At 64.6% G+C, this 25,983-nt stretch carries 18 protein-coding genes; 13 read left to right on the top strand and 5 right to left on the bottom strand.

Translation table 11 applies throughout. The features are described from left to right. From nuoL to BMI86_RS01885, 6 genes are read left to right on the top strand one after another with little or no spacing between them, the layout of a single operon-like run. Nucleotides 1–2,226, top strand: a complete 2,226-nt coding sequence (nuoL, locus tag BMI86_RS01910; RefSeq protein ID WP_078539521.1) for an NADH-quinone oxidoreductase subunit L — start codon at nt 1–3, stop codon at nt 2,224–2,226. Beyond that, nucleotides 2,226–3,764 (top strand): NADH-quinone oxidoreductase subunit M, encoded by a 1,539-nt coding sequence (locus tag BMI86_RS01905; RefSeq protein ID WP_078539520.1) that lies wholly within the window; start codon nt 2,226–2,228, stop codon nt 3,762–3,764. Before nuoL ends, BMI86_RS01905 begins: the two co-directional genes overlap by 1 nt. An 11-nt stretch (nt 3,765–3,775) precedes the next feature. Then, on the top strand, nt 3,776–5,215 hold the full coding sequence (nuoN, locus tag BMI86_RS01900) for an NADH-quinone oxidoreductase subunit NuoN (protein ID WP_078539519.1): 1,440 nt from the start codon (nt 3,776–3,778) through the stop codon (nt 5,213–5,215). Next, nucleotides 5,205–5,957 (top strand): biotin--[acetyl-CoA-carboxylase] ligase, encoded by a 753-nt coding sequence (locus BMI86_RS01895; protein WP_281480088.1) that lies wholly within the window; start codon nt 5,205–5,207, stop codon nt 5,955–5,957. Before nuoN ends, BMI86_RS01895 begins: the two co-directional genes overlap by 11 nt. A gap of 16 nt (nt 5,958–5,973) precedes the next feature. Then, nucleotides 5,974–6,750: a type III pantothenate kinase gene (locus BMI86_RS01890; RefSeq protein WP_078539517.1), complete on the top strand. Its 777-nt coding sequence runs from the start codon at nt 5,974–5,976 to the stop codon at nt 6,748–6,750. 47 nt (nt 6,751–6,797) lie between these two features. Beyond that, a complete protein-coding gene (locus BMI86_RS01885) occupies nt 6,798–8,420 on the top strand; it encodes a ribonuclease J (RefSeq protein ID WP_078540404.1) in 1,623 nt (540 codons plus the stop codon). 135 nt (nt 8,421–8,555) lie between these two features. Here the strand turns inward: BMI86_RS01885 and BMI86_RS01880 are convergent, their stop codons facing one another. Beyond that, nucleotides 8,556–10,136 (bottom strand): DEAD/DEAH box helicase, encoded by a 1,581-nt coding sequence (locus tag BMI86_RS01880; protein ID WP_078539516.1) that lies wholly within the window; start codon nt 10,134–10,136, stop codon nt 8,556–8,558. Nucleotides 10,137–10,420: 284 nt separating this feature from the next. On the opposite strand from BMI86_RS01880, the gene BMI86_RS01875 reads away from it, so the two are divergent. Next, a complete protein-coding gene (locus BMI86_RS01875) occupies nt 10,421–12,301 on the top strand; it encodes a sodium:proton antiporter (RefSeq protein ID WP_078539515.1) in 1,881 nt (626 codons plus the stop codon). 3 nt (nt 12,302–12,304) lie between these two features. On the opposite strand, the gene BMI86_RS01870 is transcribed toward BMI86_RS01875, so the two are convergent. From BMI86_RS01870 to BMI86_RS01860, 3 genes are all read right to left on the bottom strand, one after another. Continuing rightward, nucleotides 12,305–13,189, bottom strand: a complete 885-nt coding sequence (locus tag BMI86_RS01870) for a M23 family metallopeptidase (protein ID WP_168173767.1) — start codon at nt 13,187–13,189, stop codon at nt 12,305–12,307. 95 nt (nt 13,190–13,284) lie between these two features. Next, the gene (gene clpA / locus BMI86_RS01865; protein WP_078519409.1) at nt 13,285–15,603 is read right to left on the bottom strand and encodes an ATP-dependent Clp protease ATP-binding subunit ClpA; all 2,319 of its coding nucleotides are present in this window, start codon (nt 15,601–15,603) and stop codon (nt 13,285–13,287) included. Nucleotides 15,604–15,864: 261 nt separating this feature from the next. Continuing rightward, nucleotides 15,865–17,247: an HPP family protein gene (locus tag BMI86_RS01860; protein WP_168173766.1), complete on the bottom strand. Its 1,383-nt coding sequence runs from the start codon at nt 17,245–17,247 to the stop codon at nt 15,865–15,867. Nucleotides 17,248–17,454: 207 nt separating this feature from the next. Between BMI86_RS01860 and BMI86_RS01855 the strand changes: the two genes are divergently transcribed. The 3 genes from BMI86_RS01855 to BMI86_RS01845 all read left to right on the top strand — a co-directional run bounded on the left by BMI86_RS01855 (nt 17,455) and on the right by BMI86_RS01845 (nt 21,878). Continuing rightward, complete coding sequence (locus tag BMI86_RS01855; RefSeq protein WP_168173765.1) at nt 17,455–19,251, top strand: tetratricopeptide repeat-containing sulfotransferase family protein; 1,797 nt, start codon at nt 17,455–17,457, stop codon at nt 19,249–19,251. 132 nt (nt 19,252–19,383) lie between these two features. Then, a complete protein-coding gene (locus BMI86_RS01850) occupies nt 19,384–21,183 on the top strand; it encodes a sulfotransferase (RefSeq protein WP_078539511.1) in 1,800 nt (599 codons plus the stop codon). Between the two features lie 62 nt (nt 21,184–21,245). Next, nucleotides 21,246–21,878 (top strand): LysE family translocator, encoded by a 633-nt coding sequence (locus BMI86_RS01845; protein WP_078539510.1) that lies wholly within the window; start codon nt 21,246–21,248, stop codon nt 21,876–21,878. 3 nt (nt 21,879–21,881) lie between these two features. On the opposite strand, the gene gloB is transcribed toward BMI86_RS01845, so the two are convergent. Next, nucleotides 21,882–22,652 carry a hydroxyacylglutathione hydrolase gene (gloB, locus tag BMI86_RS01840; RefSeq protein WP_078539509.1) on the bottom strand — a complete coding sequence of 257 codons (771 nt, stop codon included), beginning with the start codon at nt 22,650–22,652 and terminating at the stop codon, nt 21,882–21,884. Between the two features lie 62 nt (nt 22,653–22,714). Here gloB and BMI86_RS01835 point away from each other — a divergent pair, with 62 nt between their 5' ends. The 3 genes from BMI86_RS01835 to atpA all read left to right on the top strand — a co-directional run bounded on the left by BMI86_RS01835 (nt 22,715) and on the right by atpA (nt 25,965). Continuing rightward, nucleotides 22,715–23,473, top strand: a complete 759-nt coding sequence (locus BMI86_RS01835) for a methyltransferase domain-containing protein (RefSeq protein WP_078539508.1) — start codon at nt 22,715–22,717, stop codon at nt 23,471–23,473. Between the two features lie 401 nt (nt 23,474–23,874). Further along, on the top strand, nt 23,875–24,435 hold the full coding sequence (locus BMI86_RS01830) for a F0F1 ATP synthase subunit delta (protein ID WP_078539507.1): 561 nt from the start codon (nt 23,875–23,877) through the stop codon (nt 24,433–24,435). After that, nucleotides 24,436–25,965, top strand: a complete 1,530-nt coding sequence (gene atpA / locus BMI86_RS01825; RefSeq protein ID WP_078539506.1) for a F0F1 ATP synthase subunit alpha — start codon at nt 24,436–24,438, stop codon at nt 25,963–25,965. It abuts the gene before it with no gap. Nucleotides 25,966–25,983: the final 18 nt, after the last annotated feature.

The following is a 25,983-nucleotide window of genomic DNA, read 5'->3' as shown; positions in this document are numbered from 1 at the left end:
ATGGAAACGATCATTCTCTTTGCGCCGCTGGTCGGTGCGATCCTTGGTGGCTTCGGCTGGCGGGTGATCGGCGAAAAGGGCGCGATGGTCCTGACCACGGGCCTTCTGTTCCTCGCCGCTCTACTCAGCTGGATCGTGTTTCTCACGCTGGGCGATCAGACGCAGCACATTCACGTCCTGAACTGGATCACCTCGGGGGAGCTGGACGTCTCGTGGGCGATCCGGATGGACCGACTGACCGCGATCATGCTGATCGTGGTGACGACGGTCTCCTCGCTCGTGCATCTCTACTCGTGGGGCTACATGGCCCATGACGAGAATTTCGACGAAGGAAAGGGCGAGAACTACAAGGCACGCTTCTTCGCCTACCTGTCCTTCTTCACCTTCACCATGTTGATGCTGGTGACCTCGGACAACCTGCTGCAGATGTTCTTCGGCTGGGAAGGCGTCGGTGTTGCCTCCTACCTGCTGATCGGTTTCTACTACAAGAAACCCTCTGCCAACGCGGCGGCGATGAAGGCCTTCATCGTCAACCGTGTCGGCGATTTCGGCTTCCTGTTGGGGATGTTCGGGCTGTTCTACATGACCGGCTCGCTGCAGCTGGACGACGTCTTCTCGGCGGCCCCGGCCTTGTCAGAGACCAATCTCGACTTCCTCTGGGGGTCCTGGAACGCGGTCGAGCTCTGTGCCTTCCTGCTCTTCGTGGGTGCAATGGGCAAATCGGCGCAGCTCTTCCTGCACACATGGTTGCCGGACGCGATGGAAGGCCCGACGCCTGTGTCGGCACTGATCCACGCCGCGACCATGGTGACCGCAGGCGTGTTCCTCGTCTGCCGCATGTCGCCGGTCTATGAATACGCTCCGCATGCGCAGACCTTCATCGTCGTGATCGGCGCCTCGACCGCCTTCTTCGCCGCGACCGTGGGTCTGGTGCAGAACGACATCAAGCGCGTCATCGCCTATTCGACCTGTTCGCAGCTGGGCTACATGTTCGCGGCAGCGGGTGTCGGCGTCTATTCGGTGGCGATGTTCCACCTGCTGACCCACGCCTTCTTCAAGGCGCTGCTGTTCCTTTCGGCGGGTTCGGTCATCACCGCGATGCACCACGAGCAGGACATGCGGAACTATGGCGGCCTTCGCAAAAAGGTGCCGCTGACCTTCTGGGCGATGATCTTCGGCACGCTGGCGATCACCGGGGTCGGTATTCCCTTCACGCCGATCGGCTTCGCAGGCTTCCTGTCGAAAGACGCAATCATCGAGAGCGTCTGGGGCGGCTCCGGCGCGGGCTATGCCTTCTGGCTTCTGGTCATCGCGGCGGCCTTCACGTCCTTCTACTCGTGGCGCCTGATCTTCATGACCTTCTTCGGCAAGCCGCGCGGCGATCATCATGCGCATGATCACGCCAAGGAAAGCCCCTGGGTCATGACGGTGCCGCTGGTTGTGCTGTCCTTCGGCGCGATCTTCGCCGGGATGATCTGGTACAACGTCTTCTTCGGCGATCACGCGAAGCTGGTGAAATTCTTCGGGCTTCCGGCCCATGCCGAGCAGACGGCGGATGCGGGTCACGCGACGAATGGCGAGGCTGCGCAGACCGGCGAGGGCACCCATGGCGCAACGCCGCCGGTGCCGGGCGAGGGCACCCATGGCGCAACGCCGCCGGTGCCGGATGCGACCATGTCCGAAGATCAGGCCGAGGCCGAACTCATGGACGAGGCCAAGACCTCGCCGGATGTCGGCGTCTCGACCGCGGTGATCAAGTATCCGGGCGTCGCACCTCAGGGCGCGATCTATATGGGTCAGGAAAACGAGGTCATCGACAAGGCGCACCACGCGCCGGCCTGGGTCAAGGTTTCGCCCTTCGTGGCGATGCTTGCAGGGCTTCTCGTGGCATGGCTGTTCTACATCAAGGACACCAGCCTGCCGAAGCGGTTCGCCGAGGCGCAGCCGGGCCTGTACCGCTTCCTGCTCAACAAGTGGTATTTCGACGAGCTGTACGAGCGCATCTTCGTGCGCCCGGCGCTCTGGTTCGGCTATCAATTCTGGAAGAAAGGGGACGAGGGCTCGATTGACCGAGTTATCGACGGCATGGCCGTCGGCATCGTCCCGACATTCACGAGGTTCCTTAACAGGATGCAATCGGGCTATCTGTTCCACTACGCCTTCGCCATGGTGATCGGGATTGTCGGTCTCATGCTCTGGGTCGTCCTCAACGGGGGGGCGAACTGATGCAACACCTGCTTTCCATCGTCATCTTCACGCCCGCCGTGGCGGCGCTGATCCTCGCGCTGGTTCTGCGCGGCGGCTCGCCCGAGGCGGACCGGAACGCGAAATGGGTGGCGCTGACCGCGACGTCGGTCACCTTCCTGATCTCGCTGTTCCTGCTGGCCGGGTTCGACCCGTCCAACACCGGCTTCCAGTTCATGGAGAAATACACCTGGATCATGGGGTTCCAGTACCGCGTGGGTGTCGACGGCCTGTCGATCCTCTTCGTGATGCTGACCACCTTCATGATGCCGCTGGTGATCGTCGGTAGCTGGAACGTCACCGACCGCGTGAAGGAATACATGATCGCCTTCCTCGTCCTCGAGACGCTGATGGTGGGCACCTTCGTCACGCTCGATCTGGTGCTGTTCTACCTGTTCTTCGAAGCGGGCCTGATCCCGATGTTCCTGATCATCGGTATCTGGGGGGGCAAGCAGCGCGTCTACGCCGCGTTCAAGTTCTTCCTCTACACCTTCTTCGGCTCGGTCTTCATGCTGGTGTCGATCATCTACATCTACTTCCACACCGGAACGACGGACATGCCGGGGCTGCTCGTCTACGAGTTCCCATACACACCGGTGCACATACTCGGGATAACGATCCCCGGCGGGGTGCAAACGCTGCTCTGGCTCGGCTTCTTCATCTCCTTCGCGATCAAGATGCCGCTCTGGCCGGTGCACACCTGGCTGCCTGCCGCGCACGTGCAGGCGCCGACGGCCGGTTCGGTCGTGCTGGCCGCAGTGCTGCTGAAGCTCGCCGATTACGGTTTCCTGCGCTTCTCGCTGCCGATGTTCCCGGTGGGCAACCTCGTGGTCGGCCCCTGGGCGATGTGGCTCGCGGTGATCGCGATCATCTGGACCTCGCTGGTGGCGCTGGTGCAGACCGATATCAAACGCGTCATCGCCTATAGCTCGGTCGCGCACATGGCCGTCGTGCTGCTCGGGATTTTCTCTGGCACGCAGCAGGGCATCGAGGGCGGTATCTTCATGGTTGTCGCGCACGGTTTCACCTCGGCGGCGCTGTTCCTCGCGGTGGGTGTGGTCTACGACCGGATGCATACCCGCGAGATCTCTGCCTATGGCGGCCTGGTGAAGCGCATGCCCGCCTATGCGACGATCTTCATGTTCTTCACGATGGCCAATGTCGGCCTTCCCGGCACCGCCAATTTCGTCGGCGAGTTCCTGATCCTCGTGGGCGTCTTCCAGGTGAATACGTGGGTTGCGGTCTTCGCCACGACGAGCGTGATCCTTTCGGCGGCCTACGCGCTCTGGCTCTATCGCCGGGTCGTCTTCGGCGACCTGATCAAGGAGAGCCTGCGTGCGATCACCGACCTGAGCACGCGCGAGAAATGGATTTTCGCGCCGCTGGTCGCGATGACACTGTTGCTTGGGGTCTATCCTGATCTGGTGACCAACATCATCGGGCCGTCGGTGACGCAACTCGTCCAGAACTATCACGATGCCTTGCCGGACAACCTTCTGTCCGACCTGGTCGAACACTGAGGAGCTGAGGGATGACTTCTGCGGATTTCTCGATCGTCCTTCCGGAGTTTTTGCTCGCCGTCTACGCGATGGTGGCGCTGCTCGCGGGTGTGTGGTTCGGCAAGGACAAGCTTGCGCCGACCCTGCTGTGGATCACCTCCGGCGTTATGCTCGTGATCGCGGCCTGGATCGGTCTGGCCGAGGTAGGGTCGCATGAGGCCTTCGGAGGCCTCTTCATCGACGATGCGTTCTCGCGCTTCACCAAGGTGATGATCCTGGTCTCGGCTGCGCTGGTTCTCGCGATGGGCACCGATTACATGCAGCGGCGCGGGCTGCTGCGCTTCGAATACCCGATCCTCGCGACGCTGGCCGTCATCGGCATGATGATGATGGTCTCGGCGGGCAACCTGATGTCGCTCTATATGGGCCTCGAGCTGCAATCGCTCGCGCTCTACATCGTGGCCGCGCTGCGCCGCGAGAGCGAGAAGAGCTCGGAAGCGGGTCTGAAGTACTTCGTGCTCGGCGCGCTGTCCTCGGGCATCCTGCTCTATGGCGCCTCGCTGACCTACGGCTTTGCCGGTACCACGCAATTCACGGGTATCATCGGGGTGGTTCAAGAAGGTCACCTGCCGATCGGCCTGCTGTTCGGCATGGTCTTCCTGATCGCCGGTCTCGCCTTCAAGGTCTCGGCGGTGCCATTCCACATGTGGACGCCCGACGTCTATGAAGGCTCGCCCACGCCGGTCACCGCCTTCTTCGCCACCGCGCCGAAAATCGCCGCGATGGCGCTGATCGCACGGCTCGTCTTCGACGCCTTCGGTCAGGTGCCGGCGGAGTGGGGCCAGATCCTCGCGCTGCTCGCGGGCCTGTCGATGGTCTGGGGTTCGGTCGCGGCAATCGGTCAGACGAACATCAAACGCCTGATGGCCTATTCCTCGATCACCCATATGGGCTTCGTGCTGCTGGGCCTGTCGGCGGGCACTGCCGAAGGCGTGCAGGCGATGCTGACCTATATGGCGATCTACGTGACGATGAATGTCGGCGTCTTCGCCTTCATGCTCTCGATGGAGCGTGACGGCCAGCCGGTGACCGATATCAAGTCGCTGAACCAATATGCCCGTCAGGATCCGACCAAGGCGCTGGCGATGCTGGTACTGCTGTTCTCGCTTGCGGGCGTGCCGCCGTTCCTGGGCTTCTTCGCCAAGTTCGCGGTGCTTCAGGCGGCGTTGCATGCGGGCTATATCTGGCTCGTGCTGCTCGGCGTGATCGCCTCGGTCGTGGCGGCCTTCTACTACCTGCGGATCGTGTTCTACATGTATTTCGGCAAGGAGACGGACCCGCTGGACAACCGGATGCCCGCGATTCAATGGGGGCTTCTGATGGTCTCCGCGCTGGCAATGCTGCTCGGTATCTTCAACCTCTTCGGCATCGAGGGCGCGGCCCAGGCTGCGGCGGCGGCTCTTGTCAACTGAGCGCGATGACTGGCCCGAGGGTGTGGCGCGACACGTCCTGCCCTCGGTCGATAGCACCATGGATGAAGCGGCCCGGCTAGCGCCGGGCCTCTCCGGTTCAGCGTGGATTTTCGCGCATGAGCAGACCGCGGCCCGCGGTCGGCGCGGCCGTGCCTGGCGCGCGCCCACGGGCAATTTCTCGGCGACTCTTGTAATGCGGCCCGAGGGCGGGCTGGGGCAGGCGGCGCTCTATTCCTTCGTCGCGGCTCTGGCGCTCGAGGCGGCGCTCGCCCATGTCGGGGGCCCGCATGCGCGGCTCACGATCAAGTGGCCCAATGACGTGCTGCTGAGCGGTGGCAAGATCGCGGGTATCCTGCTGGAGAGCCTGCGGGGCGGAGAGCAGATCGCGATCGGCATCGGAGTGAACCTCGCGCAAGCGCCCGACCGCAGCGAGGTCGAGCCCGAGGCGATGGCTCCGGTCAGCCTGATTGGCGAGACCGGGATGCAGATTGCCCCGGTCGACTTCCTGCCGATGCTGGCGCAGGCCTTCGATCACTACGATCGGCAGTTCCGCGATTACGGCTTCGACGCGATCCGCAATGCGTGGCTCGCCCGCGCGGCGCGTCTGGGCGAAGAGATCACCGCCCGGGTCGGCAACGAGACCTATCGCGGCACCTTCGAGACCATCGACGAGACCGGCGCGCTGATCCTGACCACGCCCGAGGGCCGTCGCGCCATCTCGGCAGCGGATATCTTTTTCTGAGCGGAAAGGGGGAGCCATGCTTCTCTGCATCGACTGCGGCAATACCAATACGGTCTTTTCGGTCTGGGACGGGACGGATTTCGTCGCCACATGGCGGATGGAGACCAATCACCAGCGCACGGCGGACGAGTATTTCCTCTGGCTGTCGGGCATGATGCGCGTGCAGGAGATCGCGGGCTCGATCACAGAGGTGATTATCTCTTCGACCGTGCCGCGCGTCGTCTTCAACCTGCGGGTTCTGTCGAACCGGTATTTCAACTGTCGGCCGCTCGTGGTGGGCAAGCCCGAATGCCGCCTGCCGGTCGAGCCGCGCGTCGATCCGGGCACGACTGTGGGCCCGGATCGCCTCGTGAACACGGTGGCGGGCTATGACCGGCATGGCGGCGATATCGTAGTCGTCGACTTCGGCACCGCGACCACCTTCGACGTGGTGGCCTCCGACGGCGCCTATATCGGCGGGGTGATCGCGCCCGGCGTCAACCTCTCGCTGGAGGCGTTGCACGCCTCGGCGGCCGCCCTACCTCATGTCGATGTGACGATGCCCGAAAAGGCCATCGGCACGAATACCGTCGCCTGTATCCAATCGGGCGTTTTCTGGGGCTATATCGGCCTCGTCGAAGGCGTCGTGCGCCAAATCCGGCTCGAACGCGACCGCCCGATGAAAGTCATCGCAACCGGCGGTCTGGCCGAACTGTTCTCGCAGGGCTTTGACCTCTTTGACAGTGTGGATTACGACCTTACCATGCACGGCCTTCGCCTCCTCAACGACTATAACAAGGATCTTCCCGCGTGAGTGACAGACTGATCTACCTCCCCCTCGGCGGTGCCGGCGAAATCGGCATGAACGCCTATGTGTACGGCTACGGCCCAGAGGGGAAAGAGCGGCTGATCGTTGTCGATCTGGGCGTGACTTTCCCGGATATGGACGGCACGCCCGGCGTCGATCTGATCTTCGCCGATCTCGAATGGCTGGAAGCGAATGCCGACCGGATCGACGCGATCTTTATCACCCACGCCCATGAAGACCATATCGGCGCGCTGCCCCATGTCTGGAACAAGCTGCGCAAACCGGTCTATGCGCGCGCCTTCACCGGCCGCATCGGTCAGCTGAAGCTGGAAGAGGCGGGCATCCCACCCGAGACGATCCAGATCGTCGAGCCGCGCCCGAAGGTGATCGAAGCCGGTCCGTTCAAGGTGCAGTTCGTGCCGATCTCGCACTCGATCCCCGAGAGCTCCGGCCTCATCATCGACACGCCCGCCGGGCGCGTCGTCCATACGGGCGATTTCAAGCTCGACGGCAACCCGATCGTGGGCGAGCCCTTCGAGCCCGAGATGTGGCATGCCATCGCCAAGGAAGGCGACGGTGTGAAGGTTCTGGTGAGCGATTCCACGAATGTCTTCTCGCCGCTGCCGGGCCGGTCGGAGGCCACGCTGGCCGAGCCGATCTCGGAACTGATCCGTGCCCAGACCGGCATGGTCGTCGCGACCACCTTCGCCTCGAACGTCGCGCGCCTGAAGACGCTCGCCGAGGCGGGCAAGGCCGCAGGGCGCTCCGTCTGCCTGCTGGGCCGCGCGATGAAGCGCATGGTCTCGGTCGCGGAAGAAACCGGGGTGCTCAAGGGCATGCCCGGCACGATCTCGGCGGAAGAGGCGAGCGATGTGCCGCGCCAGAACCTGATGCTGATCGTGACCGGCTCTCAGGGCGAGCGCCGCGCGGCCTCGGCCCAGCTGAGCCGTGGCAAATATCTGGGTCTCGAACTGAAAGAGGGCGACACGTTCCTGTTCTCCTCGAAGACGATCCCGGGCAACGAGCGCGGCGTGATCCGCATCATGAACGCGTTCTCCGAGATGGGCGTCGATGTGGTGGACGATCACGGCGGGCTCTATCACGTCTCGGGCCATGCGAACCGCCCCGATCTGGAAGCGGTTCATGAGCTGCTCGCGCCGAAGATGCTGATCCCGATGCATGGCGAGCATCGCCACCTGCGCGAGCACGCGAAGCTGGCGGCGGATAAGGGCATCGCGTCGGAAGTCGCGACGAACGGCACGATGATCGACCTGACCGGCAAGGCGCCGAAAGTCGTCGAATATATCGAAGCGGGCCGCACTTACCTCGACGGTTCGGTGCAGATCGGCGCTATGGACGGCGTGGTGCGGGACCGGATGCGCATGGCGCTGAACGGGCTGTGCCTCGTGACCCTGATCCTCGACGAGGAAGACCAGCCATTGGGCGAGCCCTGGGTCGAGCTGAACGGCCTGCCGAAACTGGGCCGCTCGGGCGCACCGCTGGCGGAGACGATCGAAGACGAGATGACGCAATATCTCGAACGCGCTTCGATCAAGGTCCTCAAAAATGACGACAAGATCGACGAGGGCCTGCGTCGCATCGCGCGTCAGGTCTCGATGGAAGAGATCGGCAAGAAGCCCGAAGTGATCGTCGTCACCAGCCGCCTGACCGAGTGAGCGCGGCTCCGCGCCCCTGAAGGGCGCGGATCGCCCTAGGCGCAGGCGGGCAGGGGCGCGCGCCATCCCTAAAGACAAAGAAAAACCCCGCCGGAGGAAGCCTCCGGCGGGGATATTTTTACCAATACGAAAGCCTCAGCTGTCCGCTTTGTCCTCGGCGGTCTCCTCGACCGCGCCGGGGCGGAAGGAGACGGTGAGGAAGTCCGGAACGTGATCGCCCATGCCCACGACTTCGTTGTCGCGCTCGCGGCGGTTGCGGCCACCGCGCGACCGGCGGGCATTGCCGCCCTCGTCGGAAGACTGGCTGCGCGATTGCGGCTTCGGAGCGCTCGCGGCCTCGGGGGCCTCGCTGCGGGCCTCTTCGGGCTGAGCCTCGGCCTTCTTGGGGGCCTGCTCCTCCTGCTGCTCCTGCGGCGCGGCGCTTTGCGGCTGCTGCGTCTCTTCGCTGCGCTGGTCGCGTTTCGACCCACGCCCGCCACGATCCCGGCTGCGCCCGCCGCGCGAACGACCGCCCTTGGCGTCTTCGCGCTTGCGCGCCGGTTGCTTCGCGCCTTCGGACAGCTCGAAATCTTCCGGCGGCTCGGCGCGCGGGATTTCCTGCTCGACGAGGCTCTCGATCTGGCCGAGGAACTTCTCGTCCGACGGCACCGCGATCGAGATCGCCGTGCCCTTGCGGCCCGCGCGACCGGTGCGGCCGATCCGGTGGACGTAATCCTCGGCATGCATCGGCAGGTCGTAGTTGAAGACGTGGCTCACCGACGGCACGTCGAGACCGCGCGCGGCCACGTCGGAGGCGATCAGCAGCTTGAGCTTGCCATCGCGGAAATTCTCGAGCGTGCGCGTGCGCTGGCTCTGGTCGAGATCGCCATGGATCGGCGCGGCGTCGAAGCCGTATTTCTGCAGGCTCTTGGCGACGATATCGACATCGACCTTGCGGTTACAGAAGACGATCGCGTTGGTGCAGGCCTCGCCCTCGGCCGAGATCACCGCGCGCAGCAATTCGCGCTTGGCCTTGGCCGTCTGGTCGCGGCGCGCCGGTTCGATCTGGATCAGCTTCTGGGTGATGTTCGCACCCGTGGTCGCCTGACGCGCAACTTCGACCCGCGTCGGCGCATGCAGGAAGGTGTTGGTGATCCGCTCGATCTCCGAGGCCATCGTGGCCGAGAAGAACAGCGTCTGGCGCGTGAACGGCGTCAGCTGAAAGATGCGCTCGATATCCGGGATGAAGCCCATGTCGAGCATCCGGTCGGCCTCGTCGACGACCATGACCTTCACGTCGGTCAGGATCAGCTTGCCACGCTCGAAATGGTCGAGCAGGCGGCCCGGCGTCGCGATCAGCACGTCGACGCCCTTGTCGATCAGCTTGTCCTGCTCGCCGAACGACACGCCGCCGATCAGCAGCGCGCGGGTCAGCTTGGTGTTCTTGGCGTAGAGGTCGAAGTTCTCGGCGACCTGGGCTGCCAGTTCGCGCGTCGGGCAGAGCACGAGCGAGCGCGGCATCCGGGCGCGGGCGCGGCCCCGACGCAGCAGCGTCAGCATCGGCAGGGTGAAGCTGGCGGTCTTGCCGGTCCCGGTCTGCGCGATGCCGAGCACGTCCTTGCCTTCGAGCGCGGGCGGAATGGCGCCAGCCTGAATGGGCGTGGGCTCTTCGTAGCCAGCATCGACAACGGCGGAAAGGACTTTCGGGTCCAGCTTCAGATCGGTGAATTTAGTCATGGGTTTCCTTGGTTTACCTTTGATCGCGTCCTGTCGCGACCCGCATCGGGCGGGGCCGCTGTCGGGCGCTTTAGGAACCGGGCGCCCAGGAGAAGCTCCGTCGGATTACGGAGCTTGACTGCGCCCTACCGGATTGCGACGCAAAGGTCAATCTTTTCAGGGGGTGACCCGGGGCTGCGTGCGGAACATAGCGCGGTCCTGCGCGATATTCGGCCTCTTGCAAAAGGGCACGGAACCTGACCTCCTGAGCGGGGTTTGATCCCGAAGCGTGACGAGGGACAGGTATGGCAGTTGCGGAATCGGCGGGTCTCGGCCCGGTATTGGCCTTTGCGCTGGTGGGTGTGTGCGGTGTCGGGGCGCAATGGCTGGCCTGGCGCCTGCGCCTGCCCGCCATCGTGATCATGCTGGTCGCAGGGCTCATCGCTGGGCCCGCGACGGGCCTTTTGAACCCGAGCCGGGATTTTGGCGACCTGCTGAGCCCTCTGATCGCGCTCGCGGTGGCGGTGATCCTGTTCGAGGGGGGATTCTCGCTCGATTTCCACCGCTTGGGCGACGCAAAAACCGGCGTACGGCGACTGGTCTTCATCGGCGCACCTCTGGGCTGGTTCCTCTCGGTGCTCGCGCTCGTTTGGGGCGCAGGGCTCAGCTGGGAAAGCGCGGCTGTCTTCGGCGGCATCATGGTCGTCACCGGCCCCACGGTGATCGCGCCGCTTCTGCGTACGGCGAAACTTGCCCGCCGCCCCGCGCGTCTGCTGCAATGGGAAGCCATCGTGAACGATCCGATCGGCGCGCTGGCGGCGGTTCTGGCCTTCGAAGTGGTGTTCACGCTGCGCTCCAACCTGCCGATGGGCGAGGCGGTCGGGCATCTCGCGCTCGGTATCGGGTTTGCGGCCGCGATCGGCGGTGCGATCGGCTGGGGTATCGCGCGCAGCTTCTCGCGCGGGTGGGTGCCGGAATTCATGAAGGTGCCGGTGCTCTTCGCGACGCTTCTGGGCACCTTCGCGGTGACGGACCATGTGCTGCATGAAAGCGGGCTGCTGGCGGTCACCGTGATGGGGCTGGTGATCGGCAATGCCGACCTTCCGTCCTACGAGGAACTGCGCCGCTTCAAAGAACATGCGACGGTCTTGCTGGTCTCGGGCGTGTTCATCCTGCTCGCCGCGAATATCGAGATCGACCAGCTTGCCGCGCTCGACTGGCACGCGCTCCTCTTCGTTATTCTCGTGGTGCTGGTGGCGCGGCCGCTGACGGTGCTGATCTCGCTGATCGGGACGGCACTGCCGCGCAACGAGCGGTTGCTGATCGCCTTCACGGGCCCGCGCGGGGTGGTGCTGGTCGCGGTGGCGGGCCTCTTCGGCCAGCGTCTCGCCGAGATCGGCGTCGCGGACGGGTTGCGGATCGGGCCGCTGGCCTTCGTTCTGGTGCTGGTCACGGTGATCGTGCACGGCTTCACGCTGGCGCCGCTGGCGCGGAAGCTGGGGCTGGCCAATGCCGACAAGCCGGGGCTGCTGATCGTGGGCGGCTCGCGCTTCACCACGGCGCTGGCCGAGACGCTCAACAAGGCCGAGGTGCCGGTGCTGATCACCGACCCGAACCACGCCCATTTGATCCGCCCGCGCGCCAATGGGCTCAAGACCTTCTACGGCGACATTCTGGGCGAGGCGGCGGAGGACAAGGTCGAGCTGATGGCCTATTCGACCCTGCTCGCCGCCACAGATAACGACGCCTACAACACGCTCGTCGCGACCGATCTCGCGCCCGAGCTGGGCCGCGACAAGGTCTGGCAGGTGCCGCGCCAGAAGGACGACCGCGAGCGCCACGCGCTGCCGACGCAGCTCGGTGGGCGCCGCTTTGGCGAGGGGCGGACGCTGGAGAATTGGGAGAAACTGCTGTCGGAGGGCTGGCGGTTCCGGGTCACCCGGATCACCGAGGAATACAGACTGGCCGATTGGCGCAAGAAACGACCCAAGGCGAAGCCCGTGATGGTCGTGGCGAAAAGCGGCGATCTGCGCTTCGTGATCGATCCGGCCGAGATGAAGGTGGAGCCGGGCGGCCGGTTGATCTCGCTCCTGCCGCCCGAGGCCTTCGAGGAAGAGACCACGCAGAAGGCCAAGGCCGGGGAGAAGCCCTCGGGTCAGCCGGGGCCTGCCGCGCGGATCCCGTGAGGGCTAGTCGATCCGGTCGGTGAGGGTGCGCCGGGCGATCACCGCGCCATCGCGGCTGAGCGTGATCTGTCCTGCGTAGGTGCCTTTGGGCCAACCGCCGGGCGGGACCTTCTTGCCGGCATAGCGGAAGAACCGGGTCTTGGACGCGTCGACCTCGCTGGTCGTGCTGATGCTGATCCCGTCCGGGCCGGTGATCTCGAACCCGATCGTGTCTCCCGCACGCAGGCCGAAACCGTAGCCCCACAAGACAAGCGCGGGGCCGGTTTCGCGGGGCGGGGGCAGGGGAGCGCCGGTCAAGACTGTCTCGAAGCGTGGCACGGTGGCGGTGAGCCCGGCCTCGAGCCATCCGCTCGGCCGATAGGTGATCGGGGCGGACCAGAGCGTTTGCGTCGCATTGGTGGCGCAGGCGTCCTGCATGTCTGGGTCGAACGGGTCAACTACGGTGACGTCGTGGCGCAGCGAAAGATGCAGATGCGGGAATTCCGCTTGGCCCGATTGTCCGACGAGGCCGAGCGGTTCGCCGGCTTTTACCCGGTCGCCCCGGTTCACGGAAATGGAGCCTTCGCGCAGATGGCAATACTGGGTCTGCCAGCCATTGCCGAGATCGATGACGATCCCGTTTCCGCATTCTTTGTCCGCGACCGTTTCGCCGCCGACATAAGCCCCGTCGGGCTCTCCGTCTCGGGTGGCGATCACCCGGCCCGGGGCGGCGGCGATCACCTGCACGCCCGCCTTCATCTGCGCTCCCGTCAGCAGTGCGAAATCGGTGCCCTTGTGCCCGTCATAGGTCAGCCCACCGCAGCCCGCATCGCGCGCGCCGGGGCCGGGGTCGCGGTCGACGTAGTTCTGGATGTAGCAGTCTTGGCCAAGCGTGCACTCGACCGGCATCTGCAGCTTTGGCGCGTCGGATAGAAAAGTCCCGGCCATGCAGGGCACGGCTGGGACGAGTAGGCTTATCAATACCGCGCGGAGCACGGTCTAGATCATTCGGCGGTCAGCAGGCGCGGCTTGGAGCCGGAGATCCGCTTCTTGCCCGGTTCCTCGACCTTGATGACGATCTTGTCGTCCTTGATCGAGACCTTGGCGACGCCGCCCTTGGTGAGCTTCCCGAAGAGCAGCTCTTCGGCGAGCGGCTTCTTGATATGCTCCTGAATGACCCGGCCCAGCGGACGCGCGCCCATCTTGTCGTCGTAGCCCTTCTCGGCGAGCCAGTTCGCGGCGGCCGGGGTGAGCTCGATATGGACGTTGCGGTCGATCAGCTGCGCTTCGAGTTGCAGCACGAACTTGTCGACCACCTGCAAGATCACCTCGCGCGGCAGCGGCGCGAAGCTGACCACCGCGTCCAGACGGTTGCGGAACTCGGGCGTGAAGGTCCGCTCGATCGCGGCCGTATCCTCGCCCTCGCGCCGATCGCGCCCGAAGCCGATTGCGGTCTTCGCCTGTTCGGCGGCGCCCGCGTTCGAGGTCATGATCAAGATCACATTGCGGAAGTCGACGGTCCGGCCGTTATGGTCGGTGAGCTTCCCGTGATCCATCACCTGCAGCAGGATGTTGTAGACATCCGGGTGGGCCTTTTCGATCTCGTCGAGCAGCAGCACGCAATGCGGGTGCTGGTCGACGCTGTCGGTCAGCATGCCGCCCTGATCGAAGCCGACATAGCCCGGAGGCGCACCGATCAGACGCGAGACCGCGTGCTTCTCCATGTATTCCGACATGTCGAAGCGCATCAGTTCCACGCCGAGCGTATCGGCGAGCTGCTTGGCGACCTCGGTCTTGCCGACGCCGGTCGGACCCGCGAAGAGGTAGTTGCCGATCGGCTTCTCCGGCTCGCGCAGACCCGCACGGGCCAGCTTGATCGCGGAGGACAGCGTCTCGATCGCCTTGTCCTGGCCGAACACGACGCGCTTGAGGGACTTCTCGAGATCCTTGAGCACCTCGGCATCGTCCTTCGAGACCGATTTCGGCGGGATCCGCGCGATCTTGGCGACGACTGCCTCGATCTCTTTCGGGCCGATGGTCTTGCGCCGCTTGCTTTCGGCCACGAGATGCTGGGCCGCGCCCGCCTCGTCGATCACGTCGATCGCCTTGTCGGGCAGCTTGCGGTCATGGACATAGCGCGCCGACAGTTCCACCGCCGTCTTGATGGCGTCGTTGGTGTAGCGGATGTCGTGGTGCTTCTCGAAATAGGGTTTCAGACCCATCAGGATCTTGATGGAATCCGGCACCGACGGCTCGTTCACGTCGATCTTCTGGAACCGGCGGCTCAGCGCGCGGTCCTTCTCGAAATGCTGGCGGAACTCCTTGTAGGTGGTGGAGCCCATGGTGCGCAGCTTGCCGCCCTGAAGCGCGGGCTTCAGGAGGTTGGACGCATCCATCGCGCCACCCGAAGTCGCGCCAGCCCCGATCACGGTGTGGATCTCGTCGATGAAGAGGATCGCGTCGGGATGCTCTTCAAGCTCCTTCACGACAGCCTTCAGGCGCTCCTCGAAGTCGCCGCGATAGCGGGTGCCCGCGAGCAGCGCGCCCATATCGAGCGAGTAGATCGTCGAATTGGCGAGGATCTCCGGGGTTTCGCCGCGCGTGATCTTGAGCGCGAGACCTTCCGCGATTGCGGTCTTGCCCACGCCGGGATCGCCCACCAGAAGCGGGTTGTTCTTGCGGCGGCGGCACAGCACCTGAATGCAGCGCTCCACCTCGTGCTCACGCCCGATCAGCGGGTCGACATCGCCCTTCTCGGATTTCGCGTTGAGGTTCACGCAGTATTTCTCGAGCGCGGAATCCTTGGCTTCGGCTTGGGTCGCCCCTTCCGCCTTGGCCTCTTCCTCGGCCCCCGACACCGGGCGCGTCTCGCCGAACTCGGGGTCCTTCGCCACGCCATGCGCGATGAAATTCACCGCGTCGTAGCGGGTCATGTCCTGCTCTTGCAGGAAGTAGGCGGCGTTGCTTTCGCGTTCCGCGAAGATCGCGACGAGCACATTGGCCCCGGTCACTTCCGAGCGGCCCGAGCTTTGGACATGGATGGCCGCGCGCTGGATCACGCGCTGGAAGGCTGCGGTCGGCACGGCTTCCGAGCCTTCGATTTCGGTCACGAGGGTGGACAGCTCATCGTCGATGAACTCCACCAAGGTCTGGCGCAATTCGTCGGTGTCGACGGCGCAGGCCTTCATCACCCGCGCGGCGTCCGGCTCGTCGATCAAGGCGAGGAGCAGGTGTTCTAGCGTCGCGAGTTCATGCTTTCGGGCATTGGCGAGCGCCAGCGCCCCGTGGATTGCCTGTTCGAGCGTATTGGAAAACGACGGCATTATCTGCTCCTTTCCTCGGAGGGCGGCGCGGGAGGATACCCAGCCTAGTGTTGCCCTATAAGATTAAAGTTCGGTGGAAATCGCCGCGCTTCAAGTCTTTTCATGCCCAAAATCCGACCGGACTCCGATTCGTGCGGAAAAAACGGTCATTTAACGGGCGCGACGGTGCAGGGATACCGATGAGGCGCGCAATATCTTGGGGGGTTGCGTGTGACCTCTCCCATATGGGGAGGGTTTTCGCGCGTTCAAGCGTATTGCCGGTTACTTGGGCGACTCGCCGCGGCTTTCAGCGGTGTCGTATTGCGTGTCCTCATAGACCGGCGGACGGCGCGCGGTGCTTTGGTGCAATTCCGCCGCCAGTTCGGCCTCTTCGGGGTCGGTGTTGCCCCCGCACTCAGGCGTGTCTTCGGCGCGCGCCGCGGACTTCGTCTTGGGCGAGGGCTCCTCAGCGGAGGCATCATCATCCTCGTCCTCGACTTCCTCGTCGAGCTCCGCCTCGGTATGGGCTGCAGGCGAATGTTCCAGCAGCAGCGCCATGATGTCGGTCCGGGTCAGGATCCCCACAAGTCGCCCGCTTTCGGTCACCGGCACGACGCGCGCCTCGCGCCGGGCCAGCCGTTCGAGCAATTCGCCCACCGGCGTGTCGCCCTCGACCGTCTCGATATCGGTATGGAAGATCGCGCGGACCTCGGCCTCAGGAGGCGCCGCGCGAAAGCGCAAGGGGCGGCGCAGGATGTCGAATTCCTTGAACAGTTCCTCCAGCGCGTCGTGCTGATCGACCACGCCGAGGTAATAGCCGGAATTGTCGACCACCGGCAGCGTGTGCACGTTGAGCGCGGTCATCTTGCGCACGATCTCGGACAGCGGCGCTTCAGGGCTGACGGTGACGGGGTTCTGCGTCATCAGATCGCGGACATGGGTATCGGCGAGAAGGGACTCGGCGGCGCGGTGTTCGGCCACCGCCATCAGCCGCGCCAGATCGGCGGGGTCCATATTGGCCGACTGGTTGAATTCGACCAACAGGTTCGACAGGTCGCGCTGGCTCAGCGAGCGGGCCGGGCCGCGGGCGCGTCCGACATGGGCCGGGTGATAGGCGAGCGGGCGCGTCGGGTAGGAAATGCCGAACAGCCGGTTCCAGAGCATCGCGAACCCGATCATCAGCACGGTCATCACCGCGATCGGGAAAATTGCGAAATCGAAGCCGAGCCGTCTTCCCGCCTCGTGTTCCAGCACCACCAGCAGCGCGATCCCGGCTGCGGGCGGATGCAGCGCGCGCGCCGCCATCATCGCCGCGATCGACCCGCCGACCGCCAGCCCGTCTGCATAGGGCGGCGGGGTGACCATCAGCACCGCGACCGGCACCACGGCGGAGATCATCATCCCCATCATCGCGGACCACGGCTGCGCCAGAGGCGAATTCGGCAAAACGAACAACAGCACCGCCATCGAGGCGAAGCTGGAGACGAGGTAAATCCCCGCCTGACGCGAATGGGGCAGGGTGGCCACGATGAAGGTCACGACGAGGATCGCCACCCCCGCACCAACCGCGCCGCGCAGAATGTCGACCGCGGGCCTGCGCCCCATGGAGGGGCCGAAGCGGCGCAACTGGCGGCGGACATTCTTGGGCAGGTGTGAGATCGGCATCGGTTCGCTAGGGTCGGAAAAGGTGAAACAGGTATCGCGCCTGCCACGCGCGGATGCAAGCGCGGGGCGGCGAGGGCGCAGTGGCGCGGCGTCGCCGGTTCGAGGCTGGGTGACGACTGCAAGGGCGTCTGACATCTTGCCATCATGCGCGGCGCCTCTATGGTGCGGCGCGACTTTACAGGCGGGACAGAAGACGGAGACAGCGCGATGGCCGGACCGATAGACAAGACGCTGCGCACGGCGAAGACCCATGCGAAAAGCGGAGCCTTTGCCGAGGCCGAGGCGCTCTATCGCGAGGTGCTGGCGCGGTTTCCCGGCAACAAGCGCGCGCAGGCCGGGCTGGCCGAGATCGCGCAGACCCGCGCCTCCACCCGTCCGATGAACCCGCCGCGCCCGGTGATCGACCAGCTTTTCGGCCTGAAGAAGTCGGGCCGTGACCGCGAAGCGGCCGAGGCCGCCGCCCGTGTCCTCAAGCAATTCCCGCGTGCGCCGGCTGCGATGGAAGTCCGTGCAGCGGCGCTCTCGGCGCTGGACGATCACGAGGGCGCGGCGGCGCTTTATCGCGAGCTGGTGGGCATGTTCCCCGACGCGCCCGACGCGCATGGCAGCTACGGCAACGAACTGATGGCGCTGAACCGCGATGACGAGGCCGTGGCCGAATTTGAGCGCGTGTTGGAATTACGACCCGGCGATCCGGTTTCGCTCAACAACATCGGCAATGCGAAACGCCGGGCGGGCGACGACAAGACCGCGCGCAAACTCTATCACGCCGCCCATGAGGCTGCGCCCGATTTCGCCGAAGCACAGCTGAATCTGGGGAATATGCTGGCGAAAGATGGAGAGCTGGAGGAGGCGGAATTCCACCTCAAGGCCTTCTTGCACAAAGTGCCCGATCACTATCTGACCCTGTCGTCGCTGGGCGATCTCTATCTCGCAAAAGGCGACAAGCAATCGGCGCGCGAGAGCTACGAGCGCGCTTTGCACTATCGGCCCGGCTTCCCGGATGCACTCGCCGGGCTCGCCCATATCCAGCGCGCCACGGCGGACGATCCGCTTTTCGATGCGCTCACGGCTTCGCTCGCGCAGCCGGGCCACAGCGCGAAGCAACGCGCGGGGCTCGAATTCGCACTTGGCAAGCTGCGCGAGGAGTCGGGCGAGACCGAGGCTGCTTTCGATCATTACACGCGCGGCAATGCGCTGCGCAAAGAGGCTCAGGGCTACACCATTGCGCGCGACGTGGAGCGTTTCGCTCAGATCAAACAGGCGTTTCCCGCTCCGCCCGCCGAATTCGCCGAAGCCGCGCCTGACGGTCCCGAGCCGATCTTCATCGTCGGCCTGCCGCGCTCGGGCACGACCCTGACCGAGCAGATCATCTCGGCGCACCCGCAGGTCGCACCGGGCGGAGAGCTGACCGAGCTGAGCCAACAGTTCAACGAGTTCGACTGGACCGCCCCCGGTCTGCTGGCGCAGAAAGCACCCGAGATCCGCGCCGAGTATCGCGAGAAACTGCGTAAGCTCGGGCAGGGCGCGCCCTTCGTGACCGACAAGATGCCGCTCAATTTCCGCTGGCTGGGCGCGATCCGGGCGCTTTTCCCGCAGGCGAAGATCGTCCACACCAACCGCGACCCGCGTGCGGTGATCTGGTCGATCTTCCGGCTCAATTTCAGCTCCGACGGCAATGATTACGCCTATGATCTGGACGATCTCGTTGCCTATCATGGCCTCTATCGCGACCTGATGGCGCATTGGCGCACGCTGTTCGGCGCGACGCTTTACGATCTCGATTACGAACAGCTGACCGCGACGCCGGAGCCGGTGATCCGCGACATGCTGGCCTATCTCGAACTGCCTTTCGACGAGGCGTGTCTGCGCCCGCAGGACAATACGCGCATCGCGCGCACCGCGTCGCGCGATCAGGTGATGAGACCGATCTACAAGGGCAGTTCGCAGGCGTGGGAGAAATTCGCGCCCCATCTGGAGGCAGCTTTCGCGAAGCTCGATTAAGGCTGGGCTTGTCCTCTGAAGGCCCCGCCGAGTCAGGCGGCCTTGAGCCATGTCGCTGCGATCGGCCCTTGGCCGTGCTTGTCATCGTGAGGGTGCTCGCTATGGTCGGTACGATTTTGCGAAGGAGAGCCAATGGCCGGGTCCGTTGACAAGATTCTGCTTGCCGCACGCGGTCACGCGAAGCGCGGGGAGATCGCGCAGGCCGAGGCGCTTTACCGCGAAGTGCTCGGGCGGTTTCCCGGCAACAAGCGTGCGAAGGCGGGTCTTGAGGCACTGGGGCAGGCCAGCAAGGCGAAACCCGCCGCGGGGCCGCCGCGCGCGCTGGTTCAGCAGTTGATGGGACTGATGCAGACGGGGCGCAATCGCGAGCTGATCGACCAGGCGAACCGCGCGCTGCGGATCCATCCTGGCACCATACTGTTGCTCGAATTCCGCGCGGCGGGGCAGGGGGCGCTGGGCGATCATGCCGGGGCGGCCGAGACCTATCGCCGCCTGATCGCCTTGCGCCCGGATCATGCCGATACGCACGGCAATCTGGGCAATGAGCTGATGGAGCTGGGCCAGCACGAAGACGCGATCGCTCAGTTCGAGCGCGTGTTGGCGCTGCGCCCACGCGATCCGGTCGCGCTCAACAATCAGGGCAATGCGCTGCTCGCGCTCGGGCGCGAAGCCGAGGCGCGCACACGGTTCGAGGCCGCGCTCGAGGTCGCGCCGAACGATGTGCATATGCTCAATAATCTGGGCAATCTGCTGCTGAACGAGGGGGATTTCGCTGCGGCGCGACTCCGGTTGGAAAAGGGGCTGTCGCTCGATCCGCGCCACGTGTTGCTGTTGAACAATCTTGGGATCGTACTTCTCGCACAGGGCGACTTCGCGGGGGCGCAGGCACGGTTCGAGGCGGCGCTGGCCGCTGACCCGAGTTATGCCGAGGCCTGGTGGAACCTCTCGCCCCTGCATCGCTTCGTGCCCGATGACCCGCTGCTTTCGCAACTCGAGACACAGGTCGCGGCGGAAGGGCATTCGGAGCATGATCGGATGCTGCTCGAATTTGCGCTGGCCAAGGCGCAGCATGATGTCGGCGGAACCGAGCGGGCCTTCGCGCTCTGGCACTCGGCCAATGCCCGGCGCAAGGCCGAGCTGGGCTATGACATCGCGCAGGATCGCACGCTGTTTGCGCAGCTGCGCGAACGGTTCGCCGAGCCTCATCCGTCGATCCCCGAGACCGAGGCCGACCGGGCTGCTCCGGTGCCGATCTTCCTGCTGGGCCTGCCGCGTTCGGGCACGACGCTGGTCGAGCAGATCGTCACCCAGCACAGTCAGGTCGCGCCCGGCGACGAGATCGCCACGCTCGATCGCGAGATGAGCGCGCTCGACTGGAGCGACCCGGAGGCCCTGACCCGGGAGGCGGGGCGCATCCGAGCCGCCTATTTCGAGACGCTTGCCGGGCTGGCCGATGGCAAGCCCTTCGTGACCGACAAGATGCCGCTCAATTTCCGCTGGATCGGCGCGATCCGGGCGCTGTTTCCGCGCGCGCTCATCGTGCATGTCCATCGTGATCCGCGCGCGACGCTCTGGTCGATCTATCGCAACTTCTTTTCCAGCGCGGGGAATGGCTACGCGCATGATCTGGACGATCTCGTGGCCTATCACGGGCTTTACCGCGATCTGATGGCGCATTGGGCGACGCAGCCCGGCACGATTGTCGATTGTGACTACGAGGCGCTGACCGAAGACCCCGAGGCGCGCAGCCGCATGTTGATCGAGGCCCTCGGGCTACCTTGGGAGGATGCCTGCCTGCGCCCTCAGGACAATGCCCGCACGGTCGCGACCACGTCGAACACGCAGGTGCGCAAGCCGATCTACAAGGGCAGTTCGCAGGCATGGGAGAAATACGCGCCCCATCTCGAGGCGGCTTTCGCGAAGCTCGCCTGAGCGCTGGCTTGCGGCGCGCGGTGGGCGCGCTAATCTGCCCGGACCTCTAGGAAAGCCCTTCGATGCCCGACCTGTCCCATATCCTCGCCTTCGGTGCCGTGGCGCTGGCCATGGTGCTGAGCCCCGGTCCCAACATGATCTATCTGGTCTCGCGCACGATCTGTCAGGGGCGCGGCGCGGGACTGGTCTCACTGGGTGGGGTGGCGCTGGGTTTCGTCTTCTACATGCTTTGTGCGGCCTTCGGGATTACTGCGATCGTGCTCGCCGTCCCGTATGCCTACGACGCGCTGCGGATTGCCGGGGCGCTCTATCTGCTCTGGCTGGCATGGCAGGCGGTGCGACCGGGCGGGCGCTCGTCCTTCGTGATGCGCGAGTTGCCGGTCGACGGGCCGCGCAAACTGTTCGTGATGGGCTTCGTCACCAACCTCCTCAATCCGAAGATCGCGGTGATGTATCTGTCGCTGCTGCCGCAATTCATCGACCCTGCGGCGGGATCGGTGCTGGCGCAGTCACTGGCGCTGGGCGCGGTGCAAATCGTTATCTCGGTGGGCGTGAATGCTGCAATCGTGCTGGGCGCAGGCGCAATGGCCCGGTTCCTCGCAGCGCGTCCGCTCTGGATGCGGGTGCAGCGCTGGGCGATGGGGACGGTGCTCGCCGCGCTGGCGCTAAGCGTATTGCGCGATGCGCGGCGGTGAGGCTTAGAACCGGTCCTTGCGGGCGCGCGCTTCGGTGAAGACCTCGACCGGCGTCGCGCTTCCGGGCAGGCCGAGCGCGTCGCGCAGCTTCGGATCGTCGCCGCGCAGGAACGGGTTGGTCGCTTTCTCCAGACCCAGTTCGACAGGAACGGTGGGGCGGGCCTGAGCGCGAATGGCGCGGACATTCTCCATCCGGGCCAGGAGGTCCGGGTTCTCCGGTTCGATCGAGAGCGCGAAGCGACCATTTGCCTCAGTATATTCATGCCCCGAACAGACCAACGTCTCGTCGGGCAACTCGCTGAACCGCGTCAGCGTATCGTACATCTGCTGCGCCGAGCCCTCGAAGAGACGTCCGCAGCCCCAGCTCATCAGGCTGTCGCCGGAAAACAGCAGACCGCCCTCGGGGAAGTAATAGGCGATATGGCCGACCGTATGCCCATCGGCGGGCAGAACCTCGACATGCTCCATCCCGATCGCGAGCTTTTCGCCGGGGCTGACCTCCTGATCGAGCTTGGGCAGACGATGCGCATCCGCCTTGGCCCCCACGATTTTCGCCCCCGTTGCCGCTGACAATGCCTGAACGCCATCGATGTGATCGGCATGGTGATGCGTCAACAGAATCAGGTTTGCTTTCCAGCCCCGTTCGTTCAACGCCTTCAGAACGGGCGGCGCTTCGGGAACGTCGATCACGGTGGTTGTGTCCGTCGCCGCCTCGTGCACGACATAGGCATAATTGTCGGCGAGACAGGGAATGATGAGAAGCTCAACGGCCATGGTGTTTTCTACCGCTTTGATTATCTTGGCACATAGCTAAGCCGAAGGAAGCGAAAGGCGCAATGCATCTCGACGTACTCGACCTGCGGAATTTCTACTACCGAACGCAGCTAGGCCGTGCGGCGCAGCGGGCAATCCGGGATCGGGTTGTTTCCATGTGGCCTGCGACGGGGCCGAAGATGGCGGGGCAGACGGTGGCGGGCTACGGCTTCGCGGTGCCGCTGCTGCGCCCCTATCTGGAGCCTGCGCGCCGGGTGATCGGGTTGATGCCGGCCGAGCAGGGCGTGATGCCGTGGCCTGCGGGGATGCCCAATGTCTCGGTCCTGTGCGACGAGGCGCGCTGGCCTCTGGAGACGGGCCGGGTGGATCGGTTGATCGTGATGCACGGGCTCGAGACCTCCGACAATTCCGAGGCCCTGATGCAGGAATGCTGGCGGGTGCTGGGGCCGGGGGGCAGGGCGCTGTTCATCGTGCCGAACCGAGCCGGGCTATGGGCGCCGCGGGAAACCACACCCTTCGGGTTCGGCAAGCCCTACACGCTGGGGCAGCTCGATCAGCTCGCACGCCGGTCCGGCTTCGTGCCCGAGCGCCATACCGGTGCGCTCTATATCCCGCCGAGCCATCGCCGCTTCTGGTTGCGCTCGGCCGCGATGTGGGAACGGCTGGGCACCAAGGCGGCGGGCGTTCTGGCGGCGGGCGTCGTGATGCTCGAAGTCTCCAAGCAGGTCCATGCGCGCCATGATTCCGGCCTCGGCGCGCGGGTCCGCAAACCGCTGTCGATTCTCGAAGGGGCGGTGAAACCGGCGACGGACCCGGCCTGACACGGAGTTAATGCCTCCCGCGGGAAAAACAGTCGAGACGCAACAATCACGTTCGCGTACCGCCCGTCGCGCAACTCTCATGTGTTCCGTCGCGGGAGGCGGATAATTATCGAACTGCCAACGCGTATTGAGGTGAATCACCCCCGCGCGGCGTTCCGTGACCAACCGGTCCAAATTCCTGTTAGCGCCCACAAAATCCTCCCCTCCCTGTCACCTTCCCGCGACGAAGGGCAGATTGGAGGCCTTCTGCTCACATTCTCGTGCTCAAGATGGTTGCGAGGGGGGGATTGCTCTGCTAGTGACCTCCCCGATAAGCGGCGCGGAGGGCATGTCTCAAGCGCGCCGGGGGAGCGCCCCATGGCCTGTTCCGGGTCGGGGCAAAACGCATCGGAAGGGTGGACGTGTCCGAACCAGCTTCGATTTCCGCAAGCATCGCCGGCCGCTATGCGCTGGCCATTTTTGAACTCTCGCGCGAAGCAAATGCCCTCGCCGCGCTCGAAGCCGATGTCTCCGCGCTCTCGGAGGCGCTGGCTGGCTCTGACGAGCTGCGTGAGGTGATTGCATCGCCGGTCTACACGCGCGACCAGCAGGCAGCTGCAATCGGCGCTCTGGCAGGCAAGATGGGCCTGTCGGACCCGATGAAGAACGGTCTGCAACTGATGGGCGCCAAGCGTCGTCTCTTCGTGCTGCCGCAGCTGCTCAAGGCGCTGTCGGATCTGATCGCGGACGAGAAGGGCGAAGTGACCGCAGATGTCACCTCGGCCAGCAAGCTCAGCTCCGCACAGGCCAAGAAGCTCGCCGAAGTGCTGAAAAACCAGACGGGCAAGACCGTCAAACTGAACACCGCCGTCGATGAAAGCCTCATCGGTGGCATGATCGTAAAGCTGGGCTCGCGCATGGTCGACACGTCGATCCGTTCGAAGCTCGCTTCTCTCAAGAACGCCATGAAAGAGGTCGGATAAATGGGCATCCAAGCAGCTGAGATTTCTGCGATCCTCAAGGAGCAGATCAAGAATTTCGGGCAGGACGCCCAAGTGGCCGAAGTCGGTCGCGTGCTGTCGGTTGGCGACGGTATCGCGCGCGTCTACGGGCTCGACAACGTCCAGGCCGGTGAGATGGTTGAATTCCCCGGTGGTATCCGCGGGATGGCACTGAACCTCGAAACCGACAACGTCGGTGTCGTGATCTTCGGTTCGGACCAAGACATTAAAGAAGGCGACACCGTCAAGCGCACGAACTCCATCGTGGACGTGCCGGTCGGTGAAGCGCTGCTCGGCCGCGTGGTCGACGGTCTCGGCAACGCACTCGACGGCAAAGGCGCCATCGAAGCGAAAGAGCGTCGCGTCGCCGACGTGAAAGCTCCGGGCATCATCCCGCGTAAATCGGTTCACGAGCCGATGGCGACGGGCCTCAAGTCGGTTGACGCTATGATTCCGATCGGCCGTGGCCAGCGCGAGCTGATCATTGGCGACCGTCAGACCGGTAAGACCGCAATCGCGCTCGACACCATTCTGAACCAGAAGTCGTATAACGACGCTGATCCGTCCAACAAGCTGCACTGCTTCTACGTCGCGATCGGCCAGAAGCGCTCGACCGTGGCGCAGCTGGTGAAGAAGCTCGAAGAGACCGGTGCGATCGAATACACCACCGTGATCGCCGCGACCGCTTCGGACCCCGCGCCGATGCAGTACCTCGCGCCCTACACCGCGACCGCGATGGCGGAATACTTCCGCGACAACGGCATGCACGCGCTGATCATCTATGATGACCTCTCGAAGCAGGCTGTCGCCTATCGTCAGATGTCGCTGCTGCTGCGTCGCCCGCCGGGCCGCGAAGCTTACCCGGGCGACGTGTTCTACCTGCACTCCCGCCTGCTGGAGCGTTCGGCGAAGCTGAACGAAGACTTCGGCGCCGGTTCGCTGACCGCTCTGCCGGTCATCGAAACCCAGGGCGGCGACGTGTCGGCCTTCATCCCGACCAACGTGATCTCGATCACCGACGGTCAGATCTTCCTCGAGACGGAACTGTTCTACCAAGGTATCCGTCCCGCCGTGAACACCGGTCTGTCGGTGTCGCGCGTTGGCTCGTCGGCTCAGACGAACTCGATGAAGACCGTGGCAGGCCCGGTTAAGCTGGAACTGGCACAGTATCGCGAAATGGCGGCCTTCGCTCAGTTCGGCTCGGATCTCGACGCCGCAACCCAGAAGCTGCTGAACCGCGGTGCGCGCCTGACCGAGCTGATGAAGCAGCCGCAGTATTCGCCGCTCACCAACGCGGAAATCGTGGCCGTCATCTTCGCCGGCACCAACGGCTTCCTCGATAGCATCCCGGTTTCCGAGGTCGGCAAGTTCGAACAGGGTCTGCTGGATTACCTGCGCAACTCGCGCAAGGACATCCTAGACTGGCTCACGAACGAGGATCCGAAGATCAAGGGTGACGCGGCCGACAAGCTGAAAGCCGCTATCGACGAATTCGCCAAGACCTACGCGTGATTGGCCTGAAAGGACAGG

Source organism: Thioclava sp. DLFJ5-1, assembly GCF_002020115.1.
Lineage (GTDB): Bacteria > Pseudomonadota > Alphaproteobacteria > Rhodobacterales > Rhodobacteraceae > Thioclava > Thioclava sediminum.
This window is presented reverse-complemented; position numbering and strand designations above follow the sequence as displayed.